Raw genomic sequence first — 22,881 nt, 5'->3', positions numbered from 1 at the left:
GTGCCGAGTCGGCGTGACTTGCCCGGCTTCTCCACAGGGCAGCGGGCAAGATGCGCCGAGTCGCGGGTTCGCAGCGGGCAAGATGCGCCGACTCGGCCCTCACCGGGGGAACCGAGTGGAGGCGGCCCCCGTCCGAGCCGCCATGAACGGGAACGTGACGGTGAGCGTGCGCAGCATCCTGGTGGCGGCCCTGGTGGCCCTGGCCCTCGTGGTGGCCTACCTCCTCGGCGGCGGGAGTGGCGGGGGAGTACCCGCCCAGGCGGCCGAGCAGCAGTCCGAGCCCGGCGGTACGCCGCGGCAGCTGACCATGACCGGGACCGGCGAGGCGACCGCCGTACCCGATCAGCTCTCCTTCGACCTCGCGGTCACGCTCAAGCGGACCGACCTCGACGAGGCGCTCTCGGCGGCCAGCGCCACCATGGACCGGGTGCTCGGCGTCCTCGCCGACCAGGGCGTGGCCCGCGGCGACGTGCAGACGACCGGGCTGTCGATGAGCCCGGTGTACGACTACAGCTCCTACGCCCCGCCGGTGCTGACCGGCTACCGGGTCACCCAGCGCGCGAGCGTCCTCGTGCGCGACCTGAAGGAGGGCGGCGCCGCGGTGTCCGCCGCGGTCGACGCGGGCGGCAACGACGTCCGGGTCGGCGGCCTGCGGCTGCTGGTCGGCGATGAGTCCGCGGTGATGGCGAAGGCCCGCGACGCCGCCGTCGCTGAGGCGACCGCCAAGGCCGAGCAGTACGCCGAGGCGTCCGGCCAGTCCCTCGGCGACGTGCTCACCCTCCAGGAGGTGCGGGCCAAGCCGGTCCCGACGCCGGTCTACGCGACTCGGGACGCGCTGTCCTCGGCGGCCTACAGCAAGGCGCTGCCGATCCGGGCCGGCAAGGAGAAGGGCTCGGTCACGGTCAAGATCGTCTGGGCGCTCGGGTAGCCGGTGGCCGGCCGGACTCTGCCGGATGCTCGGCCGGATGCTCGGCCGGATTCTGCCGGGGGTGGGTCCAGCCGATAGAGTTGCGCGCTGCCCGGATCCTCTCCCGACCCACGAAGGCTGACACGCGCGCATGGCGACCACGAACGACCTCAAGAACGGCATGGTGCTCAACCTCGACGGCCAGCTCTGGTCCGTGGTCGAGTTCCAGCACGTCAAGCCCGGCAAGGGTCCGGCGTTCGTGCGCACCAAGCTGAAGAACGTCGAGTCGAACAAGACCGTCGACAAGACCTTCAACGCCGGCACCAAGGTCGAGACCGCCACGGTCGACCGCCGCACCATGCAGTACCTCTACAACGACGGCACGTCGTACGTCTTCATGGACGTCTCTTCCTACGAGCAGCTCGAGGTCGGCCCCGACATCGTCGGCGACGCCGCCAACTTCCTCCTGGAGAACCAGGAGGCCGTCGTGGCCACGAACGAAGGCCGCGTCCTGTTCATCGAGATGCCGGCCTCGGTCGAGCTCGTCATCACCTTCACCGAGCCCGGCCTCGCCGGCGACTCGGCCACCGGCCGCACCAAGCCGGCCACGCTGGAGACCGGCCACGAGATCCAGGTGCCGCTGTTCATCAACCAGGGCGAGAAGGTCAAGGTCGACACCCGCGACTCGTCCTACATGGGCCGCGTGAAGGCATAGTGGCCGCTCGCTCCAAGGCCCGCAAGCGGGCGCTGGACCTGCTCTACGCCTCGGAGCTGCGCGGCGAGGCGGCGATCGCGGCGCTCGACCGGGCGTACGCCGAGGGCCAGGGCCCGACCAACGACTACACCGCGGTGATCGTGCGCGGGGTGGAGGAGCATCGGGCGCGGATCGACGAGGTGATCGCGTCGTACGCCGAGGGCTGGACGCTGTCGCGCATGCCCGCGGTCGACCGCAACGTGCTGCGGCTCGGCACCTGGGAGCTGCTGTACGCCGGCGACGTGCCCGGCGCGGTCGCGGTGTCCGAGGCGATGGCGCTGGTGCAGAACCTCTCCACCGACGAGTCGCCACAGTTCGTGAACGGCGTGCTCGGCGCGATCCTGAGGAACAGGGACTCTCTAGTCTGAGTGCATGAGCGCTCGTGAGGTCGACCTCGTCGTCATCGGACTCGGACCCGGCGGCGAGGCCCTCGCCAGCGGCGCCGCGCAGGCCGGCCTCGAGGTGGTCGCCGTCGACCGGCACCTGGTCGGCGGCGAGTGCCCCTACTACGGCTGCGTCCCCACCAAGATGATGGTGCGCGGCAGCGACCTGATCGCGGAGGTACGCCGCGCGCCGGCCGTCGCGGGCGAGGCGACCGTCGAGCCGGCCTGGTCGGTGGTGGCCGGCCGCATCGACGAGGACGCGACCACCCACTGGGACGACACGATCGCGGTCGACCGGCTCACCGACGCGGGCGCGACCGTGCACCACGGGCTGGCCCGGCTGACCGGGGTCGGCGCGGTCTCGGTGGACGTCGCCGGCGAGACGATCCAGTACACGACGCGCCGCGGCGTGGTGCTCAACACCGGCACCCGGCCGGCGGTGCCGCCGGTCGACGGGCTCGCGGGCACGCCGTACTGGACCAACCGCGACGCGGTCCGCCGCACCGAGCTGCCGGGCTCCCTGGTCGTGCTCGGCGGCGGGCCGATCGGCTGCGAGCTGGCGCAGGTGTTCGCGCGGTTCGGGGTCCGGGTGACCGTCGTCCAGCACGGCCCGCGGCTGCTGCCGGCCGACGAGCCGGAGGCCGGCGAGCTGCTGGAGAAGGTGTTCGTCCGGGAGGGCATCCGCGTCCTCACCGGGGTCGAGCTCAGCCGGGCGGAGTGCACTGACGGCGCATTTGCGCTGGTATTGCAGACCGGCGAGGAGCTGGCCGCCGACAAGCTGCTCGTGGCGGCCGGCCGGACGCCGAACCTCGACGACCTCGGCCTGGAGGCCGTCGGGTTCGACCCGGCCGCGCGGACGCTCGCGGTGGACGAGTGGCTGCGCGCGGGGGAGCGGCTCTGGGCGATCGGCGACGTGACCGGGCACGGCGCGTTCACGCACGTCTCGATGTACCAGTCCGCGGTCGCACTGCGCGACATCCTCGGGCAGGGCGGCGAGCCGGCGCGCTACCACGCGGTGCCGCACGTCACCTTCACCGACCCCGAGGTCGGCGGGGTCGGGATGACCGAGCGGCAGGCCCGCGACGCCGGCCTCACCGTGCGCACGGGGAGCACGGACCTGGCCAGCTCCTCGCGCGGTTTCATGCACGGCCCGGGCGGGCACGGGCTGGTCAAGGTGGTCGAGGACGCCGATCGCGGGGTCCTCGTGGGAGCGACCGCGGTGGGGCCCGCGGGCGGCGAGATCCTCGGCCTCCTGGCCGTCGCGGTCCACGCGGAGGTCCCCGTCGCCACCTTGAGGTCGATGATCTATGCGTACCCGACTTTCCACCGAGCGGTCGAGTCCGCCCTCGCCGACCTCGGGTGAGGACCGCCTGAAGCACCTCGGCCGCGCGGGGTACGTCGCGCTCGCGATCGTCTACCTGACGATCGCCTGGCTGGCGGTCCAGCTCGCGCTCGGCGACCGCGAGGGGAAGCCCTCCAGCACCGGTGCCCTGCGCGAGCTCGCCCAGCAGCCGCTCGGCGCGGTGTTGGTGTGGATCGTCGCGCTCGGGCTGTTCCTCCTCGCGCTCTGGCAGGCGATCGCCGCGTTCACCGAGAACGACCTGAAGGACCGCGCGCAGGCGGCCGGCAAGGCGATCGTCTACGCGGTGATCGGCGTCAGCGGCGTCAAGGTCGCGATCGGCGCCGGCTCCTCGGGCAAGGGCGAGGAGGCATGGACCGCGCAGCTGATGGACCTGCCCGGCGGCCAGTTGCTCGTCGGCCTGGTCGCCCTCGGGATCGTCGGGTACGGCGGCTACGAGGTCTACCGCGCCTGGACCGACAAGTACGCCGAGGAGCTCGACCACGAGGGCCGCAGCGGAGCCACCGGCACGGCGTACCTCTGGTTCGGCAAGGTCGGCTGCGCCGCCCGCGGCGTCGCGTTCGCGATCATCGGTGGGCTGTTCGGCTACGCCGCGATCACCCACGACGCGCAGAAGTCCGGCGGTCTCGACCAGGCGCTGTTCGAGGTGCTCGACATGCCGTTCGGCTCGGTCCTGCTCTGCGCGATCGGGCTCGGCCTGGCCTGCTTCGGGCTGTTCACGCTCGCTCGCGCGCGCCACCTCGGCGAGTAGCCGGGTGTGACCCGCGGGGATTCGGGGAAGGGACTGCCTGGGCAGGACCGTCCTGCCGCCCGAGGGAGGACCCGATGTCGCAGGAAGCGTGGAGTTCGGCCGGCTCGCGACAGGACCACGACGACACCAGCGACCGGCTGTACCAGCCCGAGGACCTCGCCCAGTACGCCGCCCGTCGCGACGCCCGCGCGTCCGGCTCGCGCCCGGACCCGCTGAGCGACCCGCTGCCGGGTGAGCAGGCGGGCGAGCTGCCGGGTGAGCAGGCGGCCCGGCCCCCGGCGCCCGAGACGCCGCGGGGCCCGATGCCGACCAGCCCGCCCCCGGCGTCGCCGCCCCCGGCGTACCGCCCGGAGGCGCCGGCCGCCCCTGCCGCTCCCGAGGCACCCACGGAGGAGCCGGAGGTGCGGCGGTTCATGACCGCCACCGACTTCCTCGACCGGCGCGACGCCGACCAGGGCTACGGCCCGCCGACCTGGGGCTGGCGCGGCGGCGTGCGCCGCTGGACCGGCGGCCTGATCAGCCCCAAGATGGGCCCGGCCGAGATGGCCTACGAGGACGACCGCCGGATGATCCAGAAGGACTTCGACGGCCCGCGCACGATCGCGTTCATCAACCCCAAGGGCGGCGCCGCGAAGACCACCGGCGTGCTGGCCGCGGGCTACACCTTCGGCACCGTGCGCGGCGGCGGCGTGGTCGCGTGGGACAACAACGAGACCCGCGGCACGCTCGGCATCCGCGGCACCCGGAGCAGTCACCGCAACACCACCCGCGAGCTGCTCGAGGACCTGGACCGGTTCACCGACGTCTACCAGTCGCGGATCGGCGACCTCGGGGCGTTCGTCCGGGCGCAGGGCGACGCGCACTTCGACGTCCTCGCCTCCGACGAGCGCCCCGACGTGACCGGCACCATCCGTGCGCAGGACTTCGACGCGGTCCACAAGCTGCTCGAGCGGTTCTACCGGATCATCCTCATCGACACCGGCAACAACATGCGCGCCGAGAACTGGCTCGCCGCCGCCGGCGCCGCCGACCTCCTCGTCGTCACCTCCACGGTCCGCGAGGACACCGGCTACAGCGGCCTGTGGATGCTCGACGCCCTCCAGGACGCCGGCTACCAGAACCTCAAGTACAAGGCCGTCACGGTGCTCTCCGACCCGTCCGCGCAGGTCGACAGCAAGCTCGCCGACGACCTGGTCGACGTCTACCAGCAGCGCACCCGCGGCGTGTACCGCGTCCCCTACGACCCCGCACTCGTCGCCGGCTCCGTGGTGCCCTACGCCCAGCTGTCCGAGAACACCCGGATGCAGTGGCTCAAGGCGTGCGCCGGGATGGCCGCCGCCCTCTAGACGGCTGACCCGTCGCTTGTGGCCCCTCTCGGGGAGCCGCAAGTGACGGGTCAGTCCTCGGTCAGTCCTCCTTGGCCGCGCCCCAGCCGTGCCAGCGCTCGACGGCCATCCAGGCGGAGACGCGCGGCGACTCGCGGTCGGGATAGGGCTGCCCGCCGTAGTGGGTGCTGAGCCGGTCGATGTCGGCGAGCCCCTCGTCGTCGTACATCTCCTCGATCGCGCCGACGAGCGAGACGTGGGTGTACCAGCCGGCCTCGTCGAGCACGGTGAGGCTGACGCGGGGATCGCGGCGCACATGCGCCAATCGGACCCGGGTGCGGTCCATGTTGAGCAGGATCCGGTCGCCATCGAGGAGGTACCAGGTCGCGACCGAGACCGGCGCGCCGTCGGGGCGCAGCGTCGCCACCACGGCCGGGTTGGGCTTCTCCAGCAGCGCGCGTACGGCGTCGGGGAACGGGAGCTCGGGCATGGAACCTCCTGGTGTCGGGTTACGACAGGTGTACCCGACCCGGAGAGAGGAAGCCATGCGCGCAGTCGTCTATCGCGAGACCGGCCCGTCGTCCGTGCTGGAGGTGGTCGAGCGGCCGGTGCCGGAGCCGGGGCCCGGCGAGGTGCGGGTCCGGGTGGTGCGCGCGGGCGTGAACCCGACCGACTGGAAGTTCCGCGCCGGCATGATGAGCGGGTACGACGAGGTGGTGCCCGGCCAGGACGGCGCCGGCGTGGTCGACGCGGTCGGTGACGGGGTCACGGGCGTCGCGGCCGGTGACCGGGTGTGGCTGGTGCTCGCCCAGCACGGCCGCGCCCACGGCACGGCCGCGGAGTACACCGTCCAGCCGGTCGAGCACGTGATCGGCCTGCCCGCGGGCGCGTCCTTCGACCTGGGGGCCAGCGTCGGGGTGCCGGCGGTGACGGCGCACCGGGCGCTGACCGCGCACGAGTTCGGTCCGGCGCGACTCGGCCCGGGGACGCTGGCGGGCCGGACCGTGCTGGTCGCCGGGGGAGCAGGCGCGGTCGGCAACGCCGCCATCCAGCTCGCCCGCTGGTCCGGCGCCACCGTGGTCAGCACGGTGAGCAGCGCGGAGAAGGCCGCGCTGGCGAGCAGCGCCGGCGCGCACCACGTCGTCGACTACACCGCCGGCGAGACCGCCGCGGCGATCCGGGAGATCGCCCCCGAGGGCGTCGACATCGCGGTCGAGGTCGCCCCCGCGCAGAACGTCGCGATCGACCTGGAGGTGGTGAAGGTCCACGGGCTGGTCAGCATCTATGCCAACAACGGCGGCGACGAGCTGACGATGCCGCTGCGGGCGGCGTTCGGGAGGAACCTGCGCTTCCAGTTCCTCATCCTCTACACCCTCGACCCCGGCCTGCTCCGCGCGGCGGTCGAGGACGTCACCGCCGCGATCGCCGCCGGCGCCCTGCGGGTGGGGGTCGAGGCCGGCGTACCCCTGCACCACTATCCGCTGGAGGAGACCGCCGCCGCGCACGACGCGGTCGAGTCCGGCACGGTCGGCAAGGTCCTCCTCGACATCGACTCGGCGCAAGTTGCCCGCTGAGAGGGCGCGAGTCGGCGCAAGCTGCCCGCGCCATCCACAGGGTCCGGGCAAGACGCGCCGACTCGCGGGTCCCTGGCGGGCAAGACGCGCCGAGTCGCGCCCCCACGATGGGCAAGATGCGCCGACTCGGCGTCTGCGGAGGAGGGGGAGAGAGAAACACGAGGGGCGGCGGTGGAGGAGCGGCCGGAGCGGGGTAGGGTGACGCCCGATCGACATCCTTTAACGAGCCGTCCGGCGAGGCGGAGAAGGAGGTCCGCGGCTCGTGTCTGCACCTGACCCCTCGGGAGGCGCCGGGCGCGTCGTCCTCGACGGCGGCGACATCTCCCGGGCGCTGACCCGCATCTCCCACGAGATCCTCGAGCGCAACAAGGGCGCCGGCGACCTCGTCCTGCTCGGCATCCCGAGCCGCGGCGTACCGCTGGCGCGGCGGATTGCCGAGCGCATCGCCTCCGTGGAGGGGTACGACGTGCCGGTCGGCTCGCTCGACGTCACGATGTACCGCGACGACCTGCGGATGAAGCCGGCGCGCGCGCTGCTGCCGACCGAGATCCCGCCGGGCGGGATCGACGACCGCACCGTCGTCCTGGTCGATGACGTGCTGTTCTCCGGCCGCACCATCCGGGCGGCGCTGGACGCCCTCAACGACATCGGCCGCCCGAAGGCGGTGCGCCTCGCGGTCCTGGTGGACCGCGGCCACCGCGAGCTGCCGATCCGCGCCGACTTCGTCGGCAAGAACCTCCCCACGTCGCTGGTCGAGCGGGTCCGGGTCACCCTCGCCGGCATCGACGACGTCGATGCGGTGACGATCCAGGGGGTGGGGGACCGATGAAGCGCCACCTGCTCAGCGCGGCCGACCTGAGCCGCGAGGACGCCGAGCTGATCCTGAAGACCGCCGCCGAGCTCCGCGAGCTGGCCGACCGGCCGATCAAGAAGCTGCCCGCGCTGCGCGGCCGCACCGTGGTGAACCTCTTCTTCGAGGACTCCACGCGCACCCGGATCTCGTTCGAGGCCGCCGCCAAGCGGCTCTCCGCGGACGTCATCAACTTCGCGGCCAAGGGGTCGAGCCTGTCGAAGGGCGAGAGCCTCAAGGACACCGCGCTCACGTTGGAGGCGATGGGCGCCGACGCGGTGGTCGTCCGGCACGGCGCCAGCGGCGCCCCGCACCGGCTCGCGCACTCCGGCTGGGTCCGCTCCAGCGTGGTCAACGCCGGCGACGGCACCCACGAGCACCCGACCCAGGCGCTGCTGGACGCGTTCACGATGACCCGCCACCTCGGCGGCCCCGGGAGCAGGCCGAGCCTCGACGGCCGGCGGATCGCGATCGTCGGCGACGTGCTGCACAGCCGGGTCGCGCGCTCCAACGCGCTGCTGCTCGACACGCTCGGCGCCGAGGTCACGCTGGTCGCGCCGCCGACCCTGCTGCCGGTCGGGGTCGACACCTGGCCGGTCGCGACGTCGTACGACCTCGACGCGGTGATCCCGAAGGCCGACGCCGTGATGATGCTGCGGGTCCAGGCCGAGCGGATGAACGGCGGGTTCTTCCCGACCGCGCGGGAGTACTCCCGCCGCTACGGCCTCGACGGCCGCCGGATGGCCACGCTCCAGGACCACACGATCGTGATGCACCCCGGCCCGATGGTCCGCGGCATGGAGATCACCGCCGACGTCGCCGACAGCGCGCGGTCCGTCATCGTCGAGCAGGTCACCAACGGCGTCGCCGTACGGATGGCCGTCCTGTACCTCCTCCTCGGAGGCTCTGCGCCGGCGGTCTCGACAAGCTCGACCGAGGAGAGCGACGCATGACCTACCTGATCCAGAACGTCTCCGTCCTCGGCGGTACGCCGACCGACCTGGTCCTGAGGGACGGCGTGGTCGCCACGGGACCGGCCGGTGGCGCCGAGGTGGTCGACGCGACCGGGCTGATCGCGCTGCCCGGCCTGGTCGACCTGCACACCCACCTGCGCGAGCCCGGCCGGGAGGACGCCGAGACCGTCGAGACCGGCACCCGGGCGGCCGCCCTCGGCGGCTTCACGGCCGTGCACGCGATGGCGAACACCGAGCCGGTCGCCGACACCGCGGGTGTGGTCGAGCAGGTCTGGCGGCTGGGCCGCGAGGCCGGCTACTGCGACGTATTCCCGGTCGGCGCCGTCACCGTCGGCCTCCGGGGCGAGCGGCTCGCCGAGCTGGGCGCGATGGCCGACTCGGCCGCGCGCGTCCGGGTCTTCTCCGACGACGGGAGGTGCGTGAGCGACGCGGTGCTGATGCGCCGGGCGCTGGAGTACGTCAAGGCGTTCGACGGCGTCGTCGCCCAGCACGCCCAGGAGCCGCGGCTCACCGAGGGCGCGCAGATGAACGAGGGCGAGCTGTCCGGCCGGCTCGGCCTGGCCGGCTGGCCGGCGGTCGCCGAGGAGGCGATTATCGCCCGCGACGTGCTGCTCGCCGAGCACGTCGGCTCGCGCCTGCACGTCTGCCACGTGAGCACCGCCGGCTCGGTCGAGCTGATCCGGTGGGCGAAAGGTAAGGCCAAGGAGGATGGGCACTGGGAGGTGACCGCCGAGGCCTGCCCGCACCACCTGCTGCTGACCGACGAGCTCGCGGCGACGTATGACCCGATCTACAAGGTCAACCCGCCGCTGCGCTCGGCCGCCGACGTCGAGGCGCTCCGGGCCGGCCTGGCCGACGGCACCATCGACGTCGTCGCCACCGACCACGCGCCGCACCCGCACGAGGACAAGGACTGCGAGTGGGCGGCGGCCGCGTTCGGCATGCTCGGACTCGAGACCGCGCTGTCGATCGTGCAGCAGACCATGGTCGACACCGGCCTGCTCGACTGGGCCGGCGTCGCCGAGCGGATGTCCCACGCACCGGCCCGGATCGGGCGGATCGCCGACCACCACGGCCGCCTGCTCGAGGTCGGCGAGCCGGCGAACCTCGTGCTCTACGACCCCGCCGCCCGCCGCACCATCGACCCGGCCGAGTCCGCGAGCCTGAGCCGCAACACGCCGTACCGGGGGATGGAGCTGCCCGGCCGCGTGGTGGCGACGTTCCTGCGCGGCCGACCGACGGTGCTCGACGGCAAGCCCTGCTGAGCCCGCCGGGCTGGATCCGCTGGCCGCCGTCGGCGCCCGGTGCTTGACTGCCGGCATGCTGGTGCGCACGGGAGCGGCCCGACTCGCGGTCGAGACCCGCGGGGCCGGGCCGCCCGACGTACTCCTCCTGCACGCCGGGGTGACCGACCAGCGCTCGTGGGCCGCCCTGGCCGGCCGGCTGGCGCCATCGGCGCGCTGCGTCTCTTTCGACCGACGCGGCTACGGCCGCACGGAGTACGACGCCCAGCCCGGCTGGTCCGCGGTCGAGGATGCGGTGGCGGTGCTGGACGCGGTGGGGATCGGGCGCGCGGTCGTGGTCGGAGCGTCGATGGGCGGCCGGACCGCCATCGACCTCGCCCTGGCGCACCCCGATCGGGTCGCGGCGCTGGTGCTGGTCGGGGCTGCGGTCCGCGGCGCCCCGGAGCCCGAGCTGGACGGGCCGACCGAGACGCTGGACCGGGCGCTCGACGCCGCCGCGGAGGCGGGGGACCTGGCGACGGTCAACCGGCTGGAGGCGCGGGTGTGGCTCGACGGGCCGCACCAGCCCGAGGGCCGGGTCGGCGGCGCCGCCCGCGAGCTCTTCCTCGCCATGAACGAGGTGGCGCTCGCGGCACCCGATCCGGGGGAGGAGGCCGTCCTCCCGGACGCCTGGCCGCGACTCGCCGAGATCGCGGTGCCGGCGCTGGTGCTCGTCGGCGAGCACGACCTGCGTCACGTCCGGGGCGTCGCCCGGCACCTGGCGGCCACGCTGCCGTCCGCCCGCCTGGTCGAGCTGCCCGGCGTGGCCCACCTGCCCCACCTCGAGGCCGACGAGGCGACCCTCGCCGAGATCGACCGCTTCGTCCGGCGCGCCGGGGCCGGCGTGATCGGGCGGTCCGGACGCGTGGGTGAATGAGGCAACGGTGATATCGTTGTTGCATGTCGGCTATCACGATCCGCAAGCTGCCCGAGGGGCTCAAGCAGCGCCTGCGGATGCGCGCGGCAGCCAACGGCCGATCCATGGAGGCCGAGGCCCGGGACATCTTGGTGAGTGCGTTGGCCGAGCCGCGCCAGGTGGACCTCACCTGGGTCGAGATGCTGATGGGCGCGGCCGAGACCTACGGCGGTCCGGACGGCGTCGAGCTGGACATCGCACCGCGCGAGGTGGCCGAACCTCCCGACTTCTCGCGGTCGTCCGGCGACACGCCGTGATCATCCTCGACACCAACGTCGTGTCCGAGTTGATGCGAGTCGAGAGCGCGGACGCCCGAGTCCGCACGTGGCTGCGCTCGTTGGGTGAGCAACCCGTGACCACCGTCATCACGAGAGCCGAGATCCTGGCCGGGATCGAGGTGCTGCCGCCCGGAGCCCGCCGTGACGACTTCGGCGCGGCGGCGCGCGCCGCCTTCGAGCAGTGGGGACGGTGTCTGCCGTTCACGGCAGAGTGCGCCGACGACTACGCGCGCCTGGCCGCGATCCGACGCGCCCAGGGTCGACCGCTCGTCGGCTTCGACGGGCTCATCGCCGCGATCGCGGTGCGAGTTGACGCCACAGTGGCCACTCGCGACGTCGGCGACTTCGAGGGCCTCGGGCTCGATCTGGTCGATCCGTGGGCCGGCCCGACCCGTCGACGGTGAGGTGCGGCGAAGCGCCGTGAGCCGCGGCGCTTCGCCGCGCCCGACGCTGATAGGGTCGGACCCGCTCGAGCATCCTTTAACGAGCCGTCCCGTGAGGCGGAGAAGGAGGTACGGCGTGCCACCGCATGCCACCGCAGCGATCCTCGTCCTCGAGGACGGCCGCACCTTCCACGGGGAGTCGTACGGCGCCGAGGGGGAGACCTTCGGCGAGGCGGTCTTCAACACCGGCATGACCGGCTACCAGGAGACGCTGACCGACCCGTCGTACCACCGCCAGGTGGTCGTGATGACCGCGCCGCACATCGGCAACACCGGCGTCAACGACGAGGATCCCGAGAGCCGCCGGATCTGGGTGGCCGGCTACGTCGTCCGCGACCCCGCCCGCCGGGCCTCGAACTGGCGCTCGCGGCGCAGCCTGGACGACGAGTTGCGCGAGCAGGGCGTCGTCGGCATCTCCGGCATCGACACCCGCGCGCTCACCCGCCACCTGCGCGAGCGCGGCGCCATGCGCGTCGGCATCTCCTCGACCGAGACGGATCCGGCGGCGCTGCTGGCGCGGGTGCAGGCGTCGGGTGAGATGGCCGGGGCCGAGCTGGCCTCGGAGGTGTCCACGCAGGAGGCCTATGTGGTGCCGGCGATCGGCCGCCGCCGCCTCACCGTCGCCGCGCTGGACCTCGGCATCAAGTCGATGACGCCGTACCGGATGGCCGAGCGCGGCATCGAGGTGCACGTCCTGCCGGCCACGGCCAGCCTCGACGACATCCGCGCGACGAGCCCGGACGGCCTGTTCTACTCCAACGGCCCCGGCGACCCGGCCGCGACCACCCACCAGATCGAGGTGCTCCGGGCCGCGCTCGCCGAGGGGATCCCCTACTTCGGCATCTGCTTCGGCAACCAGCTCTTCGGCCGGGCGCTCGGCTTCGGCACGTACAAGCTCAGGTACGGCCACCGCGGCATCAACCAGCCGGTCATGGACCGCACCACCGGCAAGGTCGAGGTCACAGCCCACAACCACGGGTTCGCGGTGCTGTGGCCCAGCGAAGGGCTGGGCGACGTAGTCGCCACGCCCTTCGGCGACGCCTCGGTCAGCCACGTCTGCCTCAACGACGACGTGGTCGAGGGCCTCGAGCTGCGCGACGCCGATGGGAGACTGAAGGGTTTCTCGGTCCAGTACCACCCCGAGGCCGCGGCCGGTCCGCACGACGCGGCGTACCTCTTCGACCGGTTCGTGGCCCTCATGGAGGCGACTGCTCAACCAGCGCAATTGCGCCGGGATGGCAGTGGACCGGGGTCGGGGACTGCCGAAACGGCGCAATTGCGCCGACACGACGACGCACCCGGGAAGGATGCCTGAGATGCCGAAGCGCGACGACATCGAGAGCGTGATGGTGATCGGGTCGGGGCCGATCATCATCGGCCAGGCGTGCGAGTTCGACTACTCCGGCACCCAGGCGTGCCGGGTGCTCAAGGCCGAGGGTCTGCGGGTGATCCTGGTGAACTCCAATCCGGCGACGATCATGACCGACCCCGAGTTCGCCGACGCGACGTACGTCGAGCCGATCACGCCCGAGTTCGTCGAGAAGGTGATCGCCCGGGAGCGCCCGGACGCGCTGCTGCCGACGCTCGGCGGCCAGACCGCGCTCAACGCGGCCATCGCGCTGCACGAGCGCGGCGTGCTGGAGAGGTACGGCGTGGAGATGATCGGCGCCTCCTTCGACGCGATCCACCGCGGCGAGAACCGCGAGCTGTTCAACGGCATCGTCGCGAAGGTCGGCGGCGAGGTGGCGCGCAGCTTCGTGTGCCACTCGCTCGAGGACTGCGAGAAGGCCGTGGCCGAGCTCGGCTACCCGGTCGTCGTGCGGCCGTCGTTCACGATGGGCGGCACCGGCTCCGGCATCGCCTACGACGAGGGCGACCTGGCCCGCATCGCCGGTGCCGGCCTGGCCGCCAGCCCGACCACCGAGGTGCTGATCGAGGAGTCGATCATCGGGTGGAAGGAGTACGAGCTGGAGGTGATGCGCGACCGGGCCGACAACGTCGTGATCGTCTGCTCGATCGAGAACCTCGACCCGATGGGCGTGCACACCGGCGACTCGATCACGGTCGCGCCGGCGATGACGCTCACCGACCGCGAGTACCAGCACCTGCGCGACCTGGCGATCGGCATCATCCGCGAGGTGGGGGTCGACACCGGCGGCTGCAACATCCAGTACGCCGTCAACCCGGTCGACGGCCGGGTCATCGTGATCGAGATGAACCCCCGGGTCTCCCGGTCCTCCGCCCTCGCCAGCAAGGCGACCGGCTTCCCGATCGCCAAGATCGCGGCGAAGGTGGCCATCGGCTACACGCTCGACGAGATCCCCAACGACATCACCGCCCGAGAAGACGGGCAGAGTACGCCGGCGTCCTTCGAGCCCACGCTCGACTACGTGGTGGTGAAGGTGCCGCGGTTCGCGTTCGAGAAGTTCCCGGGCGCCGACCCGACGCTGACCACCCACATGAAGTCGGTCGGCGAGGCGATGGCGATCGGCCGCAACTTCACCGAGGCGCTCCAGAAGGCGCTGCGCTCGCTCGAGAGCAGGGACGCGCTCTTCGACTGGGAGAAGAAGTGGGTGGAGCTCGACAAGGCCGCCCTGCTGGAGCAGATCGCGACCCCGCACGACGGCCGCCTGAAGAAGGTGATGGACGCGATCCGGGCCGGCGCGACGCCGGAGGAGATCTTCGACGCCACCGGCATCGACCCGTGGTTCGTCGACCAGCTGATGCTGATCAACGAGGTCGCCGCCGAGGTCACCGCGGCGCCGGAGCTCACGCCCGCGCTGCTGCGCAAGGCCAAGCGGCACGGCTTCTCCGACGTGCAGATCGGCAAGATCCGTGGCATGACGCCCGACGTGGTCCGCGGCGTACGCCACGCGCTCGGCATCCGGCCGGTGTTCAAGACCGTGGACACCTGCGCGGCCGAGTTCGCGGCGGCCACGCCGTACCACTACTCCTCCTACGACGAGGAGACCGAGGTCGCCCCGCGAGAGAAGGAGGCGGTGATCATCCTCGGCTCCGGCCCGAACCGGATCGGCCAGGGCATCGAGTTCGACTACTCCTGCGTGCACGCGTCGCTGGCGCTGTCGGCTGCGTCGAACGGAGGGCAGGGCTACGAGACCGTGATGGTCAACTGCAACCCGGAGACGGTCTCGACCGACTACGACACCTCCGACCGCCTCTACTTCGAGCCGCTCACCCTCGAGGACGTGCTCGAGGTCGTGCACGCCGAGGAGCAGGCCGGCCCGGTCGCGGGCGTGATCTGCCAGCTCGGCGGGCAGACCCCGCTCGGGCTCGCCCAGGCGCTCAAGGACAACGGCGTCACGATCGTCGGCACCTCGCCCGAGGCCATCCACCTCGCCGAGGAGCGCGGCGCGTTCGGCGCGGTGCTCGCCGACGCGGGACTGCCGGCGCCGAAGTACGGCATGGCGACCAGCTTCCCCGACGCCCACCGGATCGCGGCCGAGATCGGCTACCCGGTCATGGTGCGCCCGTCGTACGTCCTCGGCGGCCGCGGCATGGAGATCGTCTACGACGACGCCGCGCTCGAGGGCTACATCGAGCGCGCGACCGAGATCAGCCCCGAGCACCCGGTGCTGGTCGACCGGTTCATCGACGACGCCGTCGAGATCGACGTGGACGCGCTGTACGACGGCGCGGAGCTCTTCCTCGGCGGCGTGATGGAGCACATCGAGGAGGCCGGCATCCACTCCGGCGACTCCTCGTGCGCGCTGCCGCCGATCACCCTCGGCGACGCCGAGATCCGCCGGATCCGCGAGGCCACCGAGGCGATCGCCCGCGGCGTGGGCGTGCGCGGGCTGCTCAACATCCAGTTCGCGCTCGGCTCCGACGTGCTCTACGTCCTGGAGGCCAACCCGCGTGCGAGCCGGACCGTCCCGTTCGTCTCCAAGGCGACCGCGACCCCGCTGGCCAAGGCCGCGGCCCGCGTGATGATGGGGGAGTCGATCGCGGCCCTGCGGTCCGCGGGCCTGCTGCCCGCGGAGGGCGACGGCGGCACGCTGCCGCCGGACCAGCCGATCGCGGTCAAGGAGGCGGTGATGCCGTTCAACCGGTTCCGCACTCCCGACGGCCGCCAGGTCGACACCGTGCTCGGGCCGGAGATGAAGTCGACCGGCGAGGTGATGGGCCTCGACGGCGACTTCGGCAGCGCGTTCGCGAAGGCGCAGGCCGGCGCGTTCGGCCCGCTCCCGACCGGCGGGCGGGTCTTCGTGAGCATGGCCAACCGCGACAAGCGCACGATGATCTTCCCGATCAAGGTGCTCGCCGACCACGGCTTCCGGATCCTCGCCACCCAGGGCACCGCCGAGGTGCTGCGCCGCAACGGCGTGGAGGCGGCGGTGGTGCGCAAGCACTGGGAGGGCGCGGGCCCGGACGGCGAGAAGACCACCGTGCAGCTGATCCTCGACGGCGAGATCGACCTGGTGATCAACACGCCCAACGGCTCGGCAACAGGGGGAGCAAGTGGAGGGGGCAGCGGCGGCTCGGCGCGCGTCGACGGCTACGAGATCCGCACCGCCGCGGTGATGGCGAACATCCCGTGCATCACCACGGTGCAGGGCCTCGGCGCGGCCGTGCAGGGGATCGAGGCGCTGGAGCGCGGCGACGTCGGGGTGCGGTCGCTGCAGGACTGGGCGGTACGCCCGGTGGTCGAGCCTGTCGAGACCCCCGCGCCGTGAAGCCCTACCGAGTCCTCTTCGACCGGGTCCTGACCCGCACCGACCCGGAGCGGGCGCACCGCACGGCGTTCCGGGCGATCCGGGCGGCGCGACCGCTCACGCGGCTGAGAGGTACGCCGGGCAGCCCGGTGTCCGCGCTCGGCCTGACCTTCCCCAACGTGCTGGGCCTGGCCGCCGGGTTCGACAAGAACGCCGTCGGCTTCGACGGGCTGGCCGCGCTGGGGTTCGGGCACGTCGAGGTCGGCACGGTGACCGGGGAGGCCCAGCCGGGCAACCCGCGGCCGCGGCTGTTCCGGCTGCCCGACGACCGTGCGGTGGTCAACCGGATGGGCTTCGACAACGACGGCGCCGAGGTGGTCGCCGCGCGGCTGGCGACGCGTGGGCGGGGTCTCGACAGGCTCGACCACCGGAAGCCGATCCTCGGCGTCAACATCGGCAAGAGCAAGGTCGTGCCCGAGGACGAGGCGGTCCGCGACTACGAGAGGTCCGCGCGGCTGCTGGCGCCGTACGCCGACTACCTTGTGGTCAACGTCAGCTCGCCGAACACGCCCGGCCTGCGCAACCTCCAGGCCGTCGAGAAGCTCGAGCCGATCCTGACCTCGGTGCAGAAGATCGCCGACGGCGTACCCCTCCTGGTGAAGATCGCGCCCGACCTGGCCGACGACGACGTGCTCGGCGTGGCCGACCTCGCGCTGGCGATCGGGCTCGACGGCATCATCGCGACCAACACCACGATCTCCCGCGCCGGCCTCAGCACGCCCGTGGCCCGGGTCGAGGAGGTCGGCGCCGGCGGGCTGTCCGGCCGCCCGCTCACGGACCGCTCGCTCGACGTACTCCGGCTCCTGCGGCAGCGGGTCGGCCCCGACCTCACCCTGGTCGGCGTCGGCGGGATCACCACCGTCGCCGACGCGCGGGCCCGCCTCGACGCGGGCGCGACGCTGCTGCAGGGCTACACCGCGTTCGTCTACGAGGGCCCGCTGTGGCCGCGACGCATCGTGCGAGGGGTGTCATGACGTTCGGAGCCCGCCTGCACGCCGCGATCGCCGACCGCGGCCCGCTCTGCGTCGGCATCGACCCCCACGTCGGTCTCCTGCACGAGTGGGGCCTGGCCGACGACGTCGCGGGGCTGGAGCGGTTCGCGCTCACGGCGGTCGAGGCGGTGGCGCCGTACGCCTCGGTCGTGAAGCCGCAGTCGGCGTTCTACGAGCGGTTCGGCAGCCGCGGCGTCGCGGTCCTGGAGCGGGTGATCGCGGAGTCCCGCGCCGCCGGGGCGCTGGTGCTGCTCGACGTGAAGCGCGGCGACATCGGCTCCACCAGCCAGGCGTACGCCGACGCGTACCTCGACCCCGCCGCGCCGCTCGCCTGCGACGCGATCACGGTCAGCCCGTTCCTCGGCTTCGGCTCGCTCGACCCGATCGTCGACACCGCGCGCCGCCACGACGCGGGACTGTTCGTGCTCGCGCTGACCTCCAACAAGGAGGGCCCGGAGGTCCAGCACGCCGTCGTTCCCTCCGGCGGGACGGTCGCGGGCGCGATGCTCGGCCACCTGCGCCGGCTCAACGCCGACGCGTCGCCGCTGGGCTCGTTCGGCGCGGTGGTCGGCGCGACGATCGGCGCGACTGACGAGGACCTCGCGTTCAACGGGCCCATCCTGGCGCCTGGGTTCGGCGCGCAGGGCGGCACGCTCGCCGACGTACGCCGCCTGTTCGGCTCGGCCGCGGCGGTGCTGCCCAGCTCGTCGCGCGACGTGCTCCGGCTCGGCCCGTCGGTCGAGGCGATGCGCGACATCGTGCTGCGGACCAACGAGGAGCTGCGCGGGTGAGGCGTCTCGCGCCGGTTCTGCTGCTGCCGCTGCTCGTGGCCTGCGGCGGATCGGAGCAGGACGCCTACTGCCAGACGGTGCAGGACAGCCAGCAGGAGCTGTCCGACATCGTCGGCAGCGGCGAGCCAGACGCGCTGATCCGGGCGCTGGCGATCTTCGAGCGCCTCCAGGGCCAGGCCCCGGGCGACATCGCCGACGAGTGGCAGCAGGTCGTGAGCCGGATCCGCGCCCTGCGCGACGCGCTCGAGGACGCCGGGCTCGACCCGGCGACGTACGACCGCTCGAACCCCCCGGCGGGCCTGTCGGCCGCGGACCGGGCCGCGATCGACGCCGCGGCCAAGGAGCTGGGCAGCGGCACCACGCTGCGCGCCCTCCAGGACCTCGACCAGCAGGCCCGCGACGTGTGCCAGACGCCGCTCACGCTGTAGCGACCTGGCGGCGACCCGGGTCGTCCGCCTGAGGGCGGCGCATGCACCCGGGTGAGGCGGACGACCCGCGCTTGCGCGGCCCGCAAGAGTTCTGACTAGATTGACCTCTCACCGTCCGCACCATCCGAAGGACCCCCCACGTGGCTCTGCCCCCGCTCACCCCCGAACAGCGCCAGGCGGCGCTCGAGAAGGCCGCCGCCTCCCGGCGGGAGCGGGCCGAGGTGAAGAACCGGCTCAAGAACGCGGGCGCGTCGATCTCGGAGGTCATCGAGCAGGGCCAGCACAACGAGGTCATCGGCAAGATGCGGGTCGTCGACCTGCTCCAGTCGATGCCGGGCCTGGGCAAGGTCCGCGCCCGCCAACTGATGGAGCGGCTCGGCATCGCCGAGAGCCGCCGGGTCCGCGGCCTGGGCGCCAAGCAGGTCGCGGCGCTGGAGAGGGAGTTCGCCGCGCGTGACTGACGCGCGGCACGAGCCCGCTGCAGGGAAGCGTTCCCGTCTCGTCGTCCTCGCCGGCCCCACCGCGGTCGGCAAGGGCACCGTCGCCGCCGAGGTGCGCCGTGCCCACCCCGAGGTGTGGATCTCGGTCTCCGCGACCACCCGCCCGCCGCGGCCAGGGGAGGAGAACGGCGTCCACTACTGGTTCGTCTCCGACGAGGAGTTCGACACGATGGTGGCCGAGGGCGACCTGCTCGAGTGGGCGGTCGTGCACCGGGCCGCCCGCTACGGTACGCCGCGGCAGCCGGTCGACCTCGCCCTCGCCTCGGGCGGCCCCGCGATGCTCGAGATCGACCTCCAGGGCGCCCGCCAGGTCCGCGAGACGATGCCCGAGGCGCTGTTCGTCTTCCTCAAGCCGCCCTCGTGGGAGGAGCTCGTGCGTCGGCTGGTCGGCCGCGGCACCGAGTCGGAGGAGGAGCGCGAGCGCCGGCTGGAGACCGCGCGGGAGGAGCTGGCCGCCGAGTCCGAGTTCGACGTCACCATCGTCAACCACGAAGTTCATGCCGCGGCCGAGGAGTTGGTAGCCTTGATGACGCATTCCCCAACAGATCTGTGAGGCTTGAGCTGTGTCCGGACCCACCATCGCCGCTGAGGGCGTCACCAACCCCTCGATCGACGACCTGCTGACCAAGACCGACAGCAAGTACAAGCTGGTCCTCTACAGCGCCAAGCGCGCCCGGCAGATCAACGCCTACTACTCCCAGCTCGGCGAGGGGCTGCTGGAGTACGTCGGCCCGCTGGTCGACACCCACGTCCAGGAGAAGCCGCTCTCGATCGCGCTCCGCGAGATCAACGACGACCTGTTGACCTGCGAGGACATCGACCCCGCCGAGCTCGCCGCCGAGGAGGCCGCCGCGCAGGCCGCCGCCGCGGACGCCGGCGGGGCCTGAGCACCGGGATCACCCCCTGACCAGGGTCGTCCTCGGGGTCTCGGGCGGCATCGCGGCGTACAAGGCCTGCGAGCTGCTCCGGCTGTTCACCGAGTCTGGCCACCGCGCCGACTACGACGTGATGGTCGTGCCGACCGCCGCGGCGCTGGAGTTCGTCGGCGCCCCCACCTGGTCGGCGCTGTCGGGCAGGCCGGTGGCCACCGACGTGTGGAGCGACGTCCACGAGGTGCCGCACGTCCGGATCGGCCAGTCGGCCGACCTGGTCGTGGTCGCCCCGGCGACCGCCGACGTGCTGGCGAAGGCCGCGCACGGCCTGGCCGACGACCTGCTCACCAACACCCTGCTGACCGCGCGCTGCCCGGTGGTGTTCGCCCCGGCGATGCACACCGAGATGTGGGAGCATCCGGCCACGCAGGCGAACGTCGCCACGCTGCGCGAGCGCGGCTGCCTGGTCATCGAGCCGGCCGAGGGCCGACTCACCGGCGAGGACACCGGCAAGGGCCGGCTGCCCGAGCCGGCCGAGATCTTCGACCTGTGCCGCGAGGTGCTGGCCCGGGTCGCGACGGGCTCGACCGGCGACTCGGGCCTGGACTTGGACCTGGCCGGGCGCCACGTGGTCGTCTCGGCCGGCGGCACCCGCGAGTACCTCGACCCGGTCCGCTTCCTCGGCAACCGCTCCTCGGGCCTCCAGGGCTATGCGCTGGCCCGGGCAGCGGCCGCCCGCGGCGCCGAGGTCACCCTCGTCGCCGCGAACGCCGCCCTGCCCGACCCGGCGGGCGTGAAGGTCGTCCGGGTCGAGACCACCGCGCAATTGCGCGATCAGGTCCTCACCGCCGCCACGTCCGCCGACGCGGTCGTGATGGCCGCGGCCCCGGCCGACTTCCGCCCGGTCGACCCGAGCGGCACCAAGATCAAGAAGGCCGCCGACGGCTCCGCGCCGGCGATCGCCCTCGCCCAGAACCCCGACATCCTCCACGAGATCAGCACCCGGCGCGCCCGCGCCGGGCAGGTGATCGTGGGGTTCGCCGCGGAGACCGGCGACGACACCGGCACCGTGCTCGACCTGGCCCGCGCGAAGCTCGCCCGCAAGGGCTGCGACCTGCTCGTCGTCAACGACGTCAGCGGGGGAGCGGTGTTCGGCAGCCCCGAGAACGAGGCCGTGATCCTGGGCGCCGACGGCGGCGCCGTCGAGGTGCCCCGAGGCTCGAAGGGCGCGCTCGCCCAAGTCATCTGGGACCAGGTCGCCAGGCGGCTGCCTCCCGCCCCGTAGGTCCCTCGATGGGCCGAGTCGGCGCATCTTGCCCGCGAGTCGGCGCAAGTTGCCCGCGGAATCGGTGCGAGTCGGCGCAACTTGCTCAGGGGCTGTGGACAGCGTGGGCAAGACGCGCCGAGTCGGCGGGCTCGGGTGGGCAAGACGCGCCGAGTCGGCGGGCTCGGGTGGGCAAGACGCGCCGACTCGGCGGGCTCGGGTGGGCAAGACGCGCCGACTGGATCGATGCGAGCGTCGCGGTCGGGCCGGTCTAGGGTGTGGCCATGACCGGACGCCTGTTCACCTCGGAGTCTGTGACCGAGGGCCACCCCGACAAGATCGCGGACCAGATCAGCGACTCCGTGCTCGACGCGATGCTCGAGCAGGACCCGTACAGCCGGGTGGCCGTCGAGACGCTGCTGACGACCGGCCTCGTGGTGGTCGCGGGTGAGGTGACGACGACCGGCTACGTCGACATCAAGCAGAAGGTCCGCGACCGGATCCTGGCGATCGGCTACGACTCCTCGCTCAAGGGCTTCGACGGCGCCTCCTGCGGCGTGATGGTCGCGATCGGCGGCCAGTCCGGCGACATCGCGCAGGGCGTCGACACCGGCCACGAGAGCCGCACCGGCTCCGTGGACGCGATGGACAAGCAGGGCGCCGGCGACCAGGGCCTGATGTTCGGCTACGCCTGCGACGACACCGACGTGCTCATGCCGCTCCCGATCGTGATTGCCCAGCGCCTGGCCGAGCAGCTGACCGCCGTACGCAAGGACGGCACGCTGCCCTACCTGCGCCCGGACGGGAAGACCCAGGTCACGATCGAGTACGACGAGGAGAACCGCCCCGTCCGCATCGACACCGTCGTCCTCTCCTCCCAGCACGACGAGGACACCGAGCTCGGCACCCTCGAGGAGGACGTCAAGAAGCACGTCGTCGACCCGGTGCTCACGACGTTCGAGCTGCCGTCGGAGGGCTACCGCCTGCTCGTGAACCCGACCGGCCGCTTTGTCGTCGGTGGCCCGATGGGCGACGCCGGCCTCACCGGCCGCAAGATCATCGTCGACACCTACGGCGGGATGGCCCGTCACGGCGGCGGCGCCTTCTCCGGCAAGGACCCGTCGAAGGTGGACCGCTCGGCGGCGTACGCCATGCGCTGGGTCGCCAAGAACGTCGTCGCGGCCGGCCTGGCCCGGCGCTGCGAGGTCCAGGTCGCCTACGCGATCGGCAAGGCGCAGCCCGTGGGCGTCTTCGTCGAGACGTTCGGCACCGGCACGGTCCCGGACGAGCGGATCCAGGAGGCCGTGCTCGAGGTCTTCGACCTGCGCCCGGCCGCGATCATCCGCGACCTCGACCTGCTGCGCCCGATCTACGCCAAGACCGCGGCGTACGGCCACTTCGGCCGCGAGCTCCCCGAGTTCACCTGGGAGCGCACCGACCGCGCCGAGGCGCTCAGGGCGGCCGCCGGCGCCTGACCGGGCGTCGGCGGGCGCTGATAGAACA

Annotated in this window: 24 protein-coding genes; 23 read left to right on the top strand and 1 reads right to left on the bottom strand. The window is 72.7% G+C overall.

Annotated features, from left to right (window positions below; all coding sequences use genetic code 11):
• Window positions 1-142: 142 nt before the first annotated feature.
• The 6 genes from ACYVKX_RS00330 to ACYVKX_RS00305 all read left to right on the top strand — a co-directional run bounded on the left by ACYVKX_RS00330 (window position 143) and on the right by ACYVKX_RS00305 (window position 5,501).
• Window positions 143-928: an SIMPL domain-containing protein gene (locus tag ACYVKX_RS00330; protein WP_460828505.1), complete on the top strand. Its 786-nt coding sequence runs from the start codon at window positions 143-145 to the stop codon at window positions 926-928.
• A gap of 130 nt (window positions 929-1,058) precedes the next feature.
• Complete coding sequence (gene efp, locus ACYVKX_RS00325; protein WP_460828504.1) at window positions 1,059-1,622, top strand: elongation factor P; 564 nt, start codon at window positions 1,059-1,061, stop codon at window positions 1,620-1,622.
• Window positions 1,622-2,029 (top strand): transcription antitermination factor NusB, encoded by a 408-nt coding sequence (nusB, locus tag ACYVKX_RS00320; protein WP_460828503.1) that lies wholly within the window; start codon window positions 1,622-1,624, stop codon window positions 2,027-2,029. The genes efp and nusB overlap by 1 nt, the downstream gene beginning before the upstream one ends.
• Before the next feature lie 4 nt (window positions 2,030-2,033).
• A complete protein-coding gene (locus ACYVKX_RS00315; protein ID WP_460828502.1) occupies window positions 2,034-3,407 on the top strand; it encodes a dihydrolipoyl dehydrogenase family protein in 1,374 nt (457 codons plus the stop codon).
• Window positions 3,352-4,155: a DUF1206 domain-containing protein gene (locus ACYVKX_RS00310; protein WP_460828501.1), complete on the top strand. Its 804-nt coding sequence runs from the start codon at window positions 3,352-3,354 to the stop codon at window positions 4,153-4,155. Before ACYVKX_RS00315 ends, ACYVKX_RS00310 begins: the two co-directional genes overlap by 56 nt.
• A 74-nt stretch (window positions 4,156-4,229) precedes the next feature.
• Window positions 4,230-5,501: a MinD/ParA family ATP-binding protein gene (locus tag ACYVKX_RS00305; protein ID WP_460828500.1), complete on the top strand. Its 1,272-nt coding sequence runs from the start codon at window positions 4,230-4,232 to the stop codon at window positions 5,499-5,501.
• Between the two features lie 61 nt (window positions 5,502-5,562).
• Here the strand turns inward: ACYVKX_RS00305 and ACYVKX_RS00300 are convergent, their stop codons facing one another.
• Entirely contained in the window at window positions 5,563-5,970 is a 408-nt protein-coding gene (locus ACYVKX_RS00300; protein ID WP_460828499.1) for a PPOX class F420-dependent oxidoreductase, read from the bottom strand.
• A 55-nt stretch (window positions 5,971-6,025) separates the two neighbouring features.
• Between ACYVKX_RS00300 and ACYVKX_RS00295 the strand changes: the two genes are divergently transcribed.
• The 17 genes from ACYVKX_RS00295 (at window position 6,026) to metK (ending at window position 22,853) form a co-directional block, all read left to right on the top strand.
• Window positions 6,026-7,054 carry an NADPH:quinone reductase gene (locus ACYVKX_RS00295; RefSeq protein WP_460828498.1) on the top strand — a complete coding sequence of 343 codons (1,029 nt, stop codon included), beginning with the start codon at window positions 6,026-6,028 and terminating at the stop codon, window positions 7,052-7,054.
• 262 nt (window positions 7,055-7,316) lie between these two features.
• Window positions 7,317-7,883, top strand: a complete 567-nt coding sequence (gene pyrR / locus ACYVKX_RS00290; protein ID WP_460828497.1) for a bifunctional pyr operon transcriptional regulator/uracil phosphoribosyltransferase PyrR — start codon at window positions 7,317-7,319, stop codon at window positions 7,881-7,883.
• On the top strand, window positions 7,880-8,857 hold the full coding sequence (locus tag ACYVKX_RS00285; protein WP_460828496.1) for an aspartate carbamoyltransferase catalytic subunit: 978 nt from the start codon (window positions 7,880-7,882) through the stop codon (window positions 8,855-8,857). The genes pyrR and ACYVKX_RS00285 overlap by 4 nt, the downstream gene beginning before the upstream one ends.
• A complete protein-coding gene (locus tag ACYVKX_RS00280) occupies window positions 8,854-10,143 on the top strand; it encodes a dihydroorotase (RefSeq protein ID WP_460828495.1) in 1,290 nt (429 codons plus the stop codon). Before ACYVKX_RS00285 ends, ACYVKX_RS00280 begins: the two co-directional genes overlap by 4 nt.
• Window positions 10,144-10,198: 55 nt before the next feature.
• Window positions 10,199-11,038 (top strand): alpha/beta fold hydrolase, encoded by an 840-nt coding sequence (locus tag ACYVKX_RS00275; RefSeq protein ID WP_460828494.1) that lies wholly within the window; start codon window positions 10,199-10,201, stop codon window positions 11,036-11,038.
• 23 nt (window positions 11,039-11,061) lie between these two features.
• The gene (locus tag ACYVKX_RS00270) at window positions 11,062-11,334 is read left to right on the top strand and encodes a FitA-like ribbon-helix-helix domain-containing protein (RefSeq protein WP_460828493.1); all 273 of its coding nucleotides are present in this window, start codon (window positions 11,062-11,064) and stop codon (window positions 11,332-11,334) included.
• The gene (locus ACYVKX_RS00265; protein WP_460828492.1) at window positions 11,331-11,759 is read left to right on the top strand and encodes a PIN domain-containing protein; all 429 of its coding nucleotides are present in this window, start codon (window positions 11,331-11,333) and stop codon (window positions 11,757-11,759) included. The genes ACYVKX_RS00270 and ACYVKX_RS00265 overlap by 4 nt, the downstream gene beginning before the upstream one ends.
• Before the next feature lie 115 nt (window positions 11,760-11,874).
• Complete coding sequence (gene carA / locus ACYVKX_RS00260) at window positions 11,875-13,113, top strand: glutamine-hydrolyzing carbamoyl-phosphate synthase small subunit (RefSeq protein ID WP_460828491.1); 1,239 nt, start codon at window positions 11,875-11,877, stop codon at window positions 13,111-13,113.
• A gap of 1 nt (window position 13,114) precedes the next feature.
• A complete protein-coding gene (gene carB / locus ACYVKX_RS00255; protein ID WP_460828490.1) occupies window positions 13,115-16,492 on the top strand; it encodes a carbamoyl-phosphate synthase large subunit in 3,378 nt (1,125 codons plus the stop codon).
• Complete coding sequence (locus tag ACYVKX_RS00250) at window positions 16,489-17,505, top strand: quinone-dependent dihydroorotate dehydrogenase (RefSeq protein ID WP_460828489.1); 1,017 nt, start codon at window positions 16,489-16,491, stop codon at window positions 17,503-17,505. Before carB ends, ACYVKX_RS00250 begins: the two co-directional genes overlap by 4 nt.
• A complete protein-coding gene (gene pyrF, locus ACYVKX_RS00245) occupies window positions 17,502-18,314 on the top strand; it encodes an orotidine-5'-phosphate decarboxylase (RefSeq protein WP_460828488.1) in 813 nt (270 codons plus the stop codon). Before ACYVKX_RS00250 ends, pyrF begins: the two co-directional genes overlap by 4 nt.
• Complete coding sequence (locus tag ACYVKX_RS00240) at window positions 18,311-18,742, top strand: hypothetical protein (protein WP_460828487.1); 432 nt, start codon at window positions 18,311-18,313, stop codon at window positions 18,740-18,742. The genes pyrF and ACYVKX_RS00240 overlap by 4 nt, the downstream gene beginning before the upstream one ends.
• Before the next feature lie 140 nt (window positions 18,743-18,882).
• Window positions 18,883-19,203, top strand: coding sequence for an integration host factor, actinobacterial type (gene mihF, locus ACYVKX_RS00235; protein WP_460828486.1), 321 nt, complete (start codon window positions 18,883-18,885; stop codon window positions 19,201-19,203).
• Entirely contained in the window at window positions 19,196-19,795 is a 600-nt protein-coding gene (gene gmk / locus ACYVKX_RS00230) for a guanylate kinase (RefSeq protein ID WP_460828485.1), read from the top strand. The genes mihF and gmk overlap by 8 nt, the downstream gene beginning before the upstream one ends.
• Window positions 19,796-19,805: 10 nt before the next feature.
• A complete protein-coding gene (gene rpoZ / locus ACYVKX_RS00225) occupies window positions 19,806-20,129 on the top strand; it encodes a DNA-directed RNA polymerase subunit omega (RefSeq protein WP_460828484.1) in 324 nt (107 codons plus the stop codon).
• A 16-nt stretch (window positions 20,130-20,145) separates the two neighbouring features.
• Window positions 20,146-21,399: a bifunctional phosphopantothenoylcysteine decarboxylase/phosphopantothenate--cysteine ligase CoaBC gene (gene coaBC / locus ACYVKX_RS00220; protein ID WP_460828630.1), complete on the top strand. Its 1,254-nt coding sequence runs from the start codon at window positions 20,146-20,148 to the stop codon at window positions 21,397-21,399.
• A gap of 263 nt (window positions 21,400-21,662) precedes the next feature.
• Entirely contained in the window at window positions 21,663-22,853 is a 1,191-nt protein-coding gene (metK, locus tag ACYVKX_RS00215; protein WP_460828483.1) for a methionine adenosyltransferase, read from the top strand.
• Window positions 22,854-22,881: the final 28 nt, after the last annotated feature.

This window comes from Nocardioides hungaricus (assembly GCF_054782915.1).
This window is presented reverse-complemented; position numbering and strand designations above follow the sequence as displayed.

Bases quoted from the DNA above. Each gene is read 5' to 3' on its own strand.
- ACYVKX_RS00295 (WP_460828498.1), top strand. From the start codon at position 6,026: ATGCGCGCAGTCGTCTATCGCGAGACCGGCCCGTCGTCCGTGCTGGAG.
- ACYVKX_RS00315 (WP_460828502.1), top strand. From the start codon at position 2,034: ATGAGCGCTCGTGAGGTCGACCTCGTCGTCATCGGACTCGGACCCGGC.
- ACYVKX_RS00330 (WP_460828505.1), top strand. From the start codon at position 143: ATGAACGGGAACGTGACGGTGAGCGTGCGCAGCATCCTGGTGGCGGCC.
- metK (WP_460828483.1), top strand. From the start codon at position 21,663: ATGACCGGACGCCTGTTCACCTCGGAGTCTGTGACCGAGGGCCACCCC.
- ACYVKX_RS00270 (WP_460828493.1), top strand. From the start codon at position 11,062: ATGTCGGCTATCACGATCCGCAAGCTGCCCGAGGGGCTCAAGCAGCGC.
- ACYVKX_RS00310 (WP_460828501.1), top strand. From the start codon at position 3,352: ATGCGTACCCGACTTTCCACCGAGCGGTCGAGTCCGCCCTCGCCGACC.
- efp (WP_460828504.1), top strand. From the start codon at position 1,059: ATGGCGACCACGAACGACCTCAAGAACGGCATGGTGCTCAACCTCGAC.
- pyrF (WP_460828488.1), top strand. From the start codon at position 17,502: ATGACGTTCGGAGCCCGCCTGCACGCCGCGATCGCCGACCGCGGCCCG.
- ACYVKX_RS00285 (WP_460828496.1), top strand. From the start codon at position 7,880: ATGAAGCGCCACCTGCTCAGCGCGGCCGACCTGAGCCGCGAGGACGCC.
- ACYVKX_RS00300 (WP_460828499.1), bottom strand. From the start codon at position 5,970: ATGCCCGAGCTCCCGTTCCCCGACGCCGTACGCGCGCTGCTGGAGAAG.
- carB (WP_460828490.1), top strand. From the start codon at position 13,115: ATGCCGAAGCGCGACGACATCGAGAGCGTGATGGTGATCGGGTCGGGG.
- ACYVKX_RS00305 (WP_460828500.1), top strand. From the start codon at position 4,230: ATGTCGCAGGAAGCGTGGAGTTCGGCCGGCTCGCGACAGGACCACGAC.
- ACYVKX_RS00280 (WP_460828495.1), top strand. From the start codon at position 8,854: ATGACCTACCTGATCCAGAACGTCTCCGTCCTCGGCGGTACGCCGACC.
- ACYVKX_RS00275 (WP_460828494.1), top strand. From the start codon at position 10,199: ATGCTGGTGCGCACGGGAGCGGCCCGACTCGCGGTCGAGACCCGCGGG.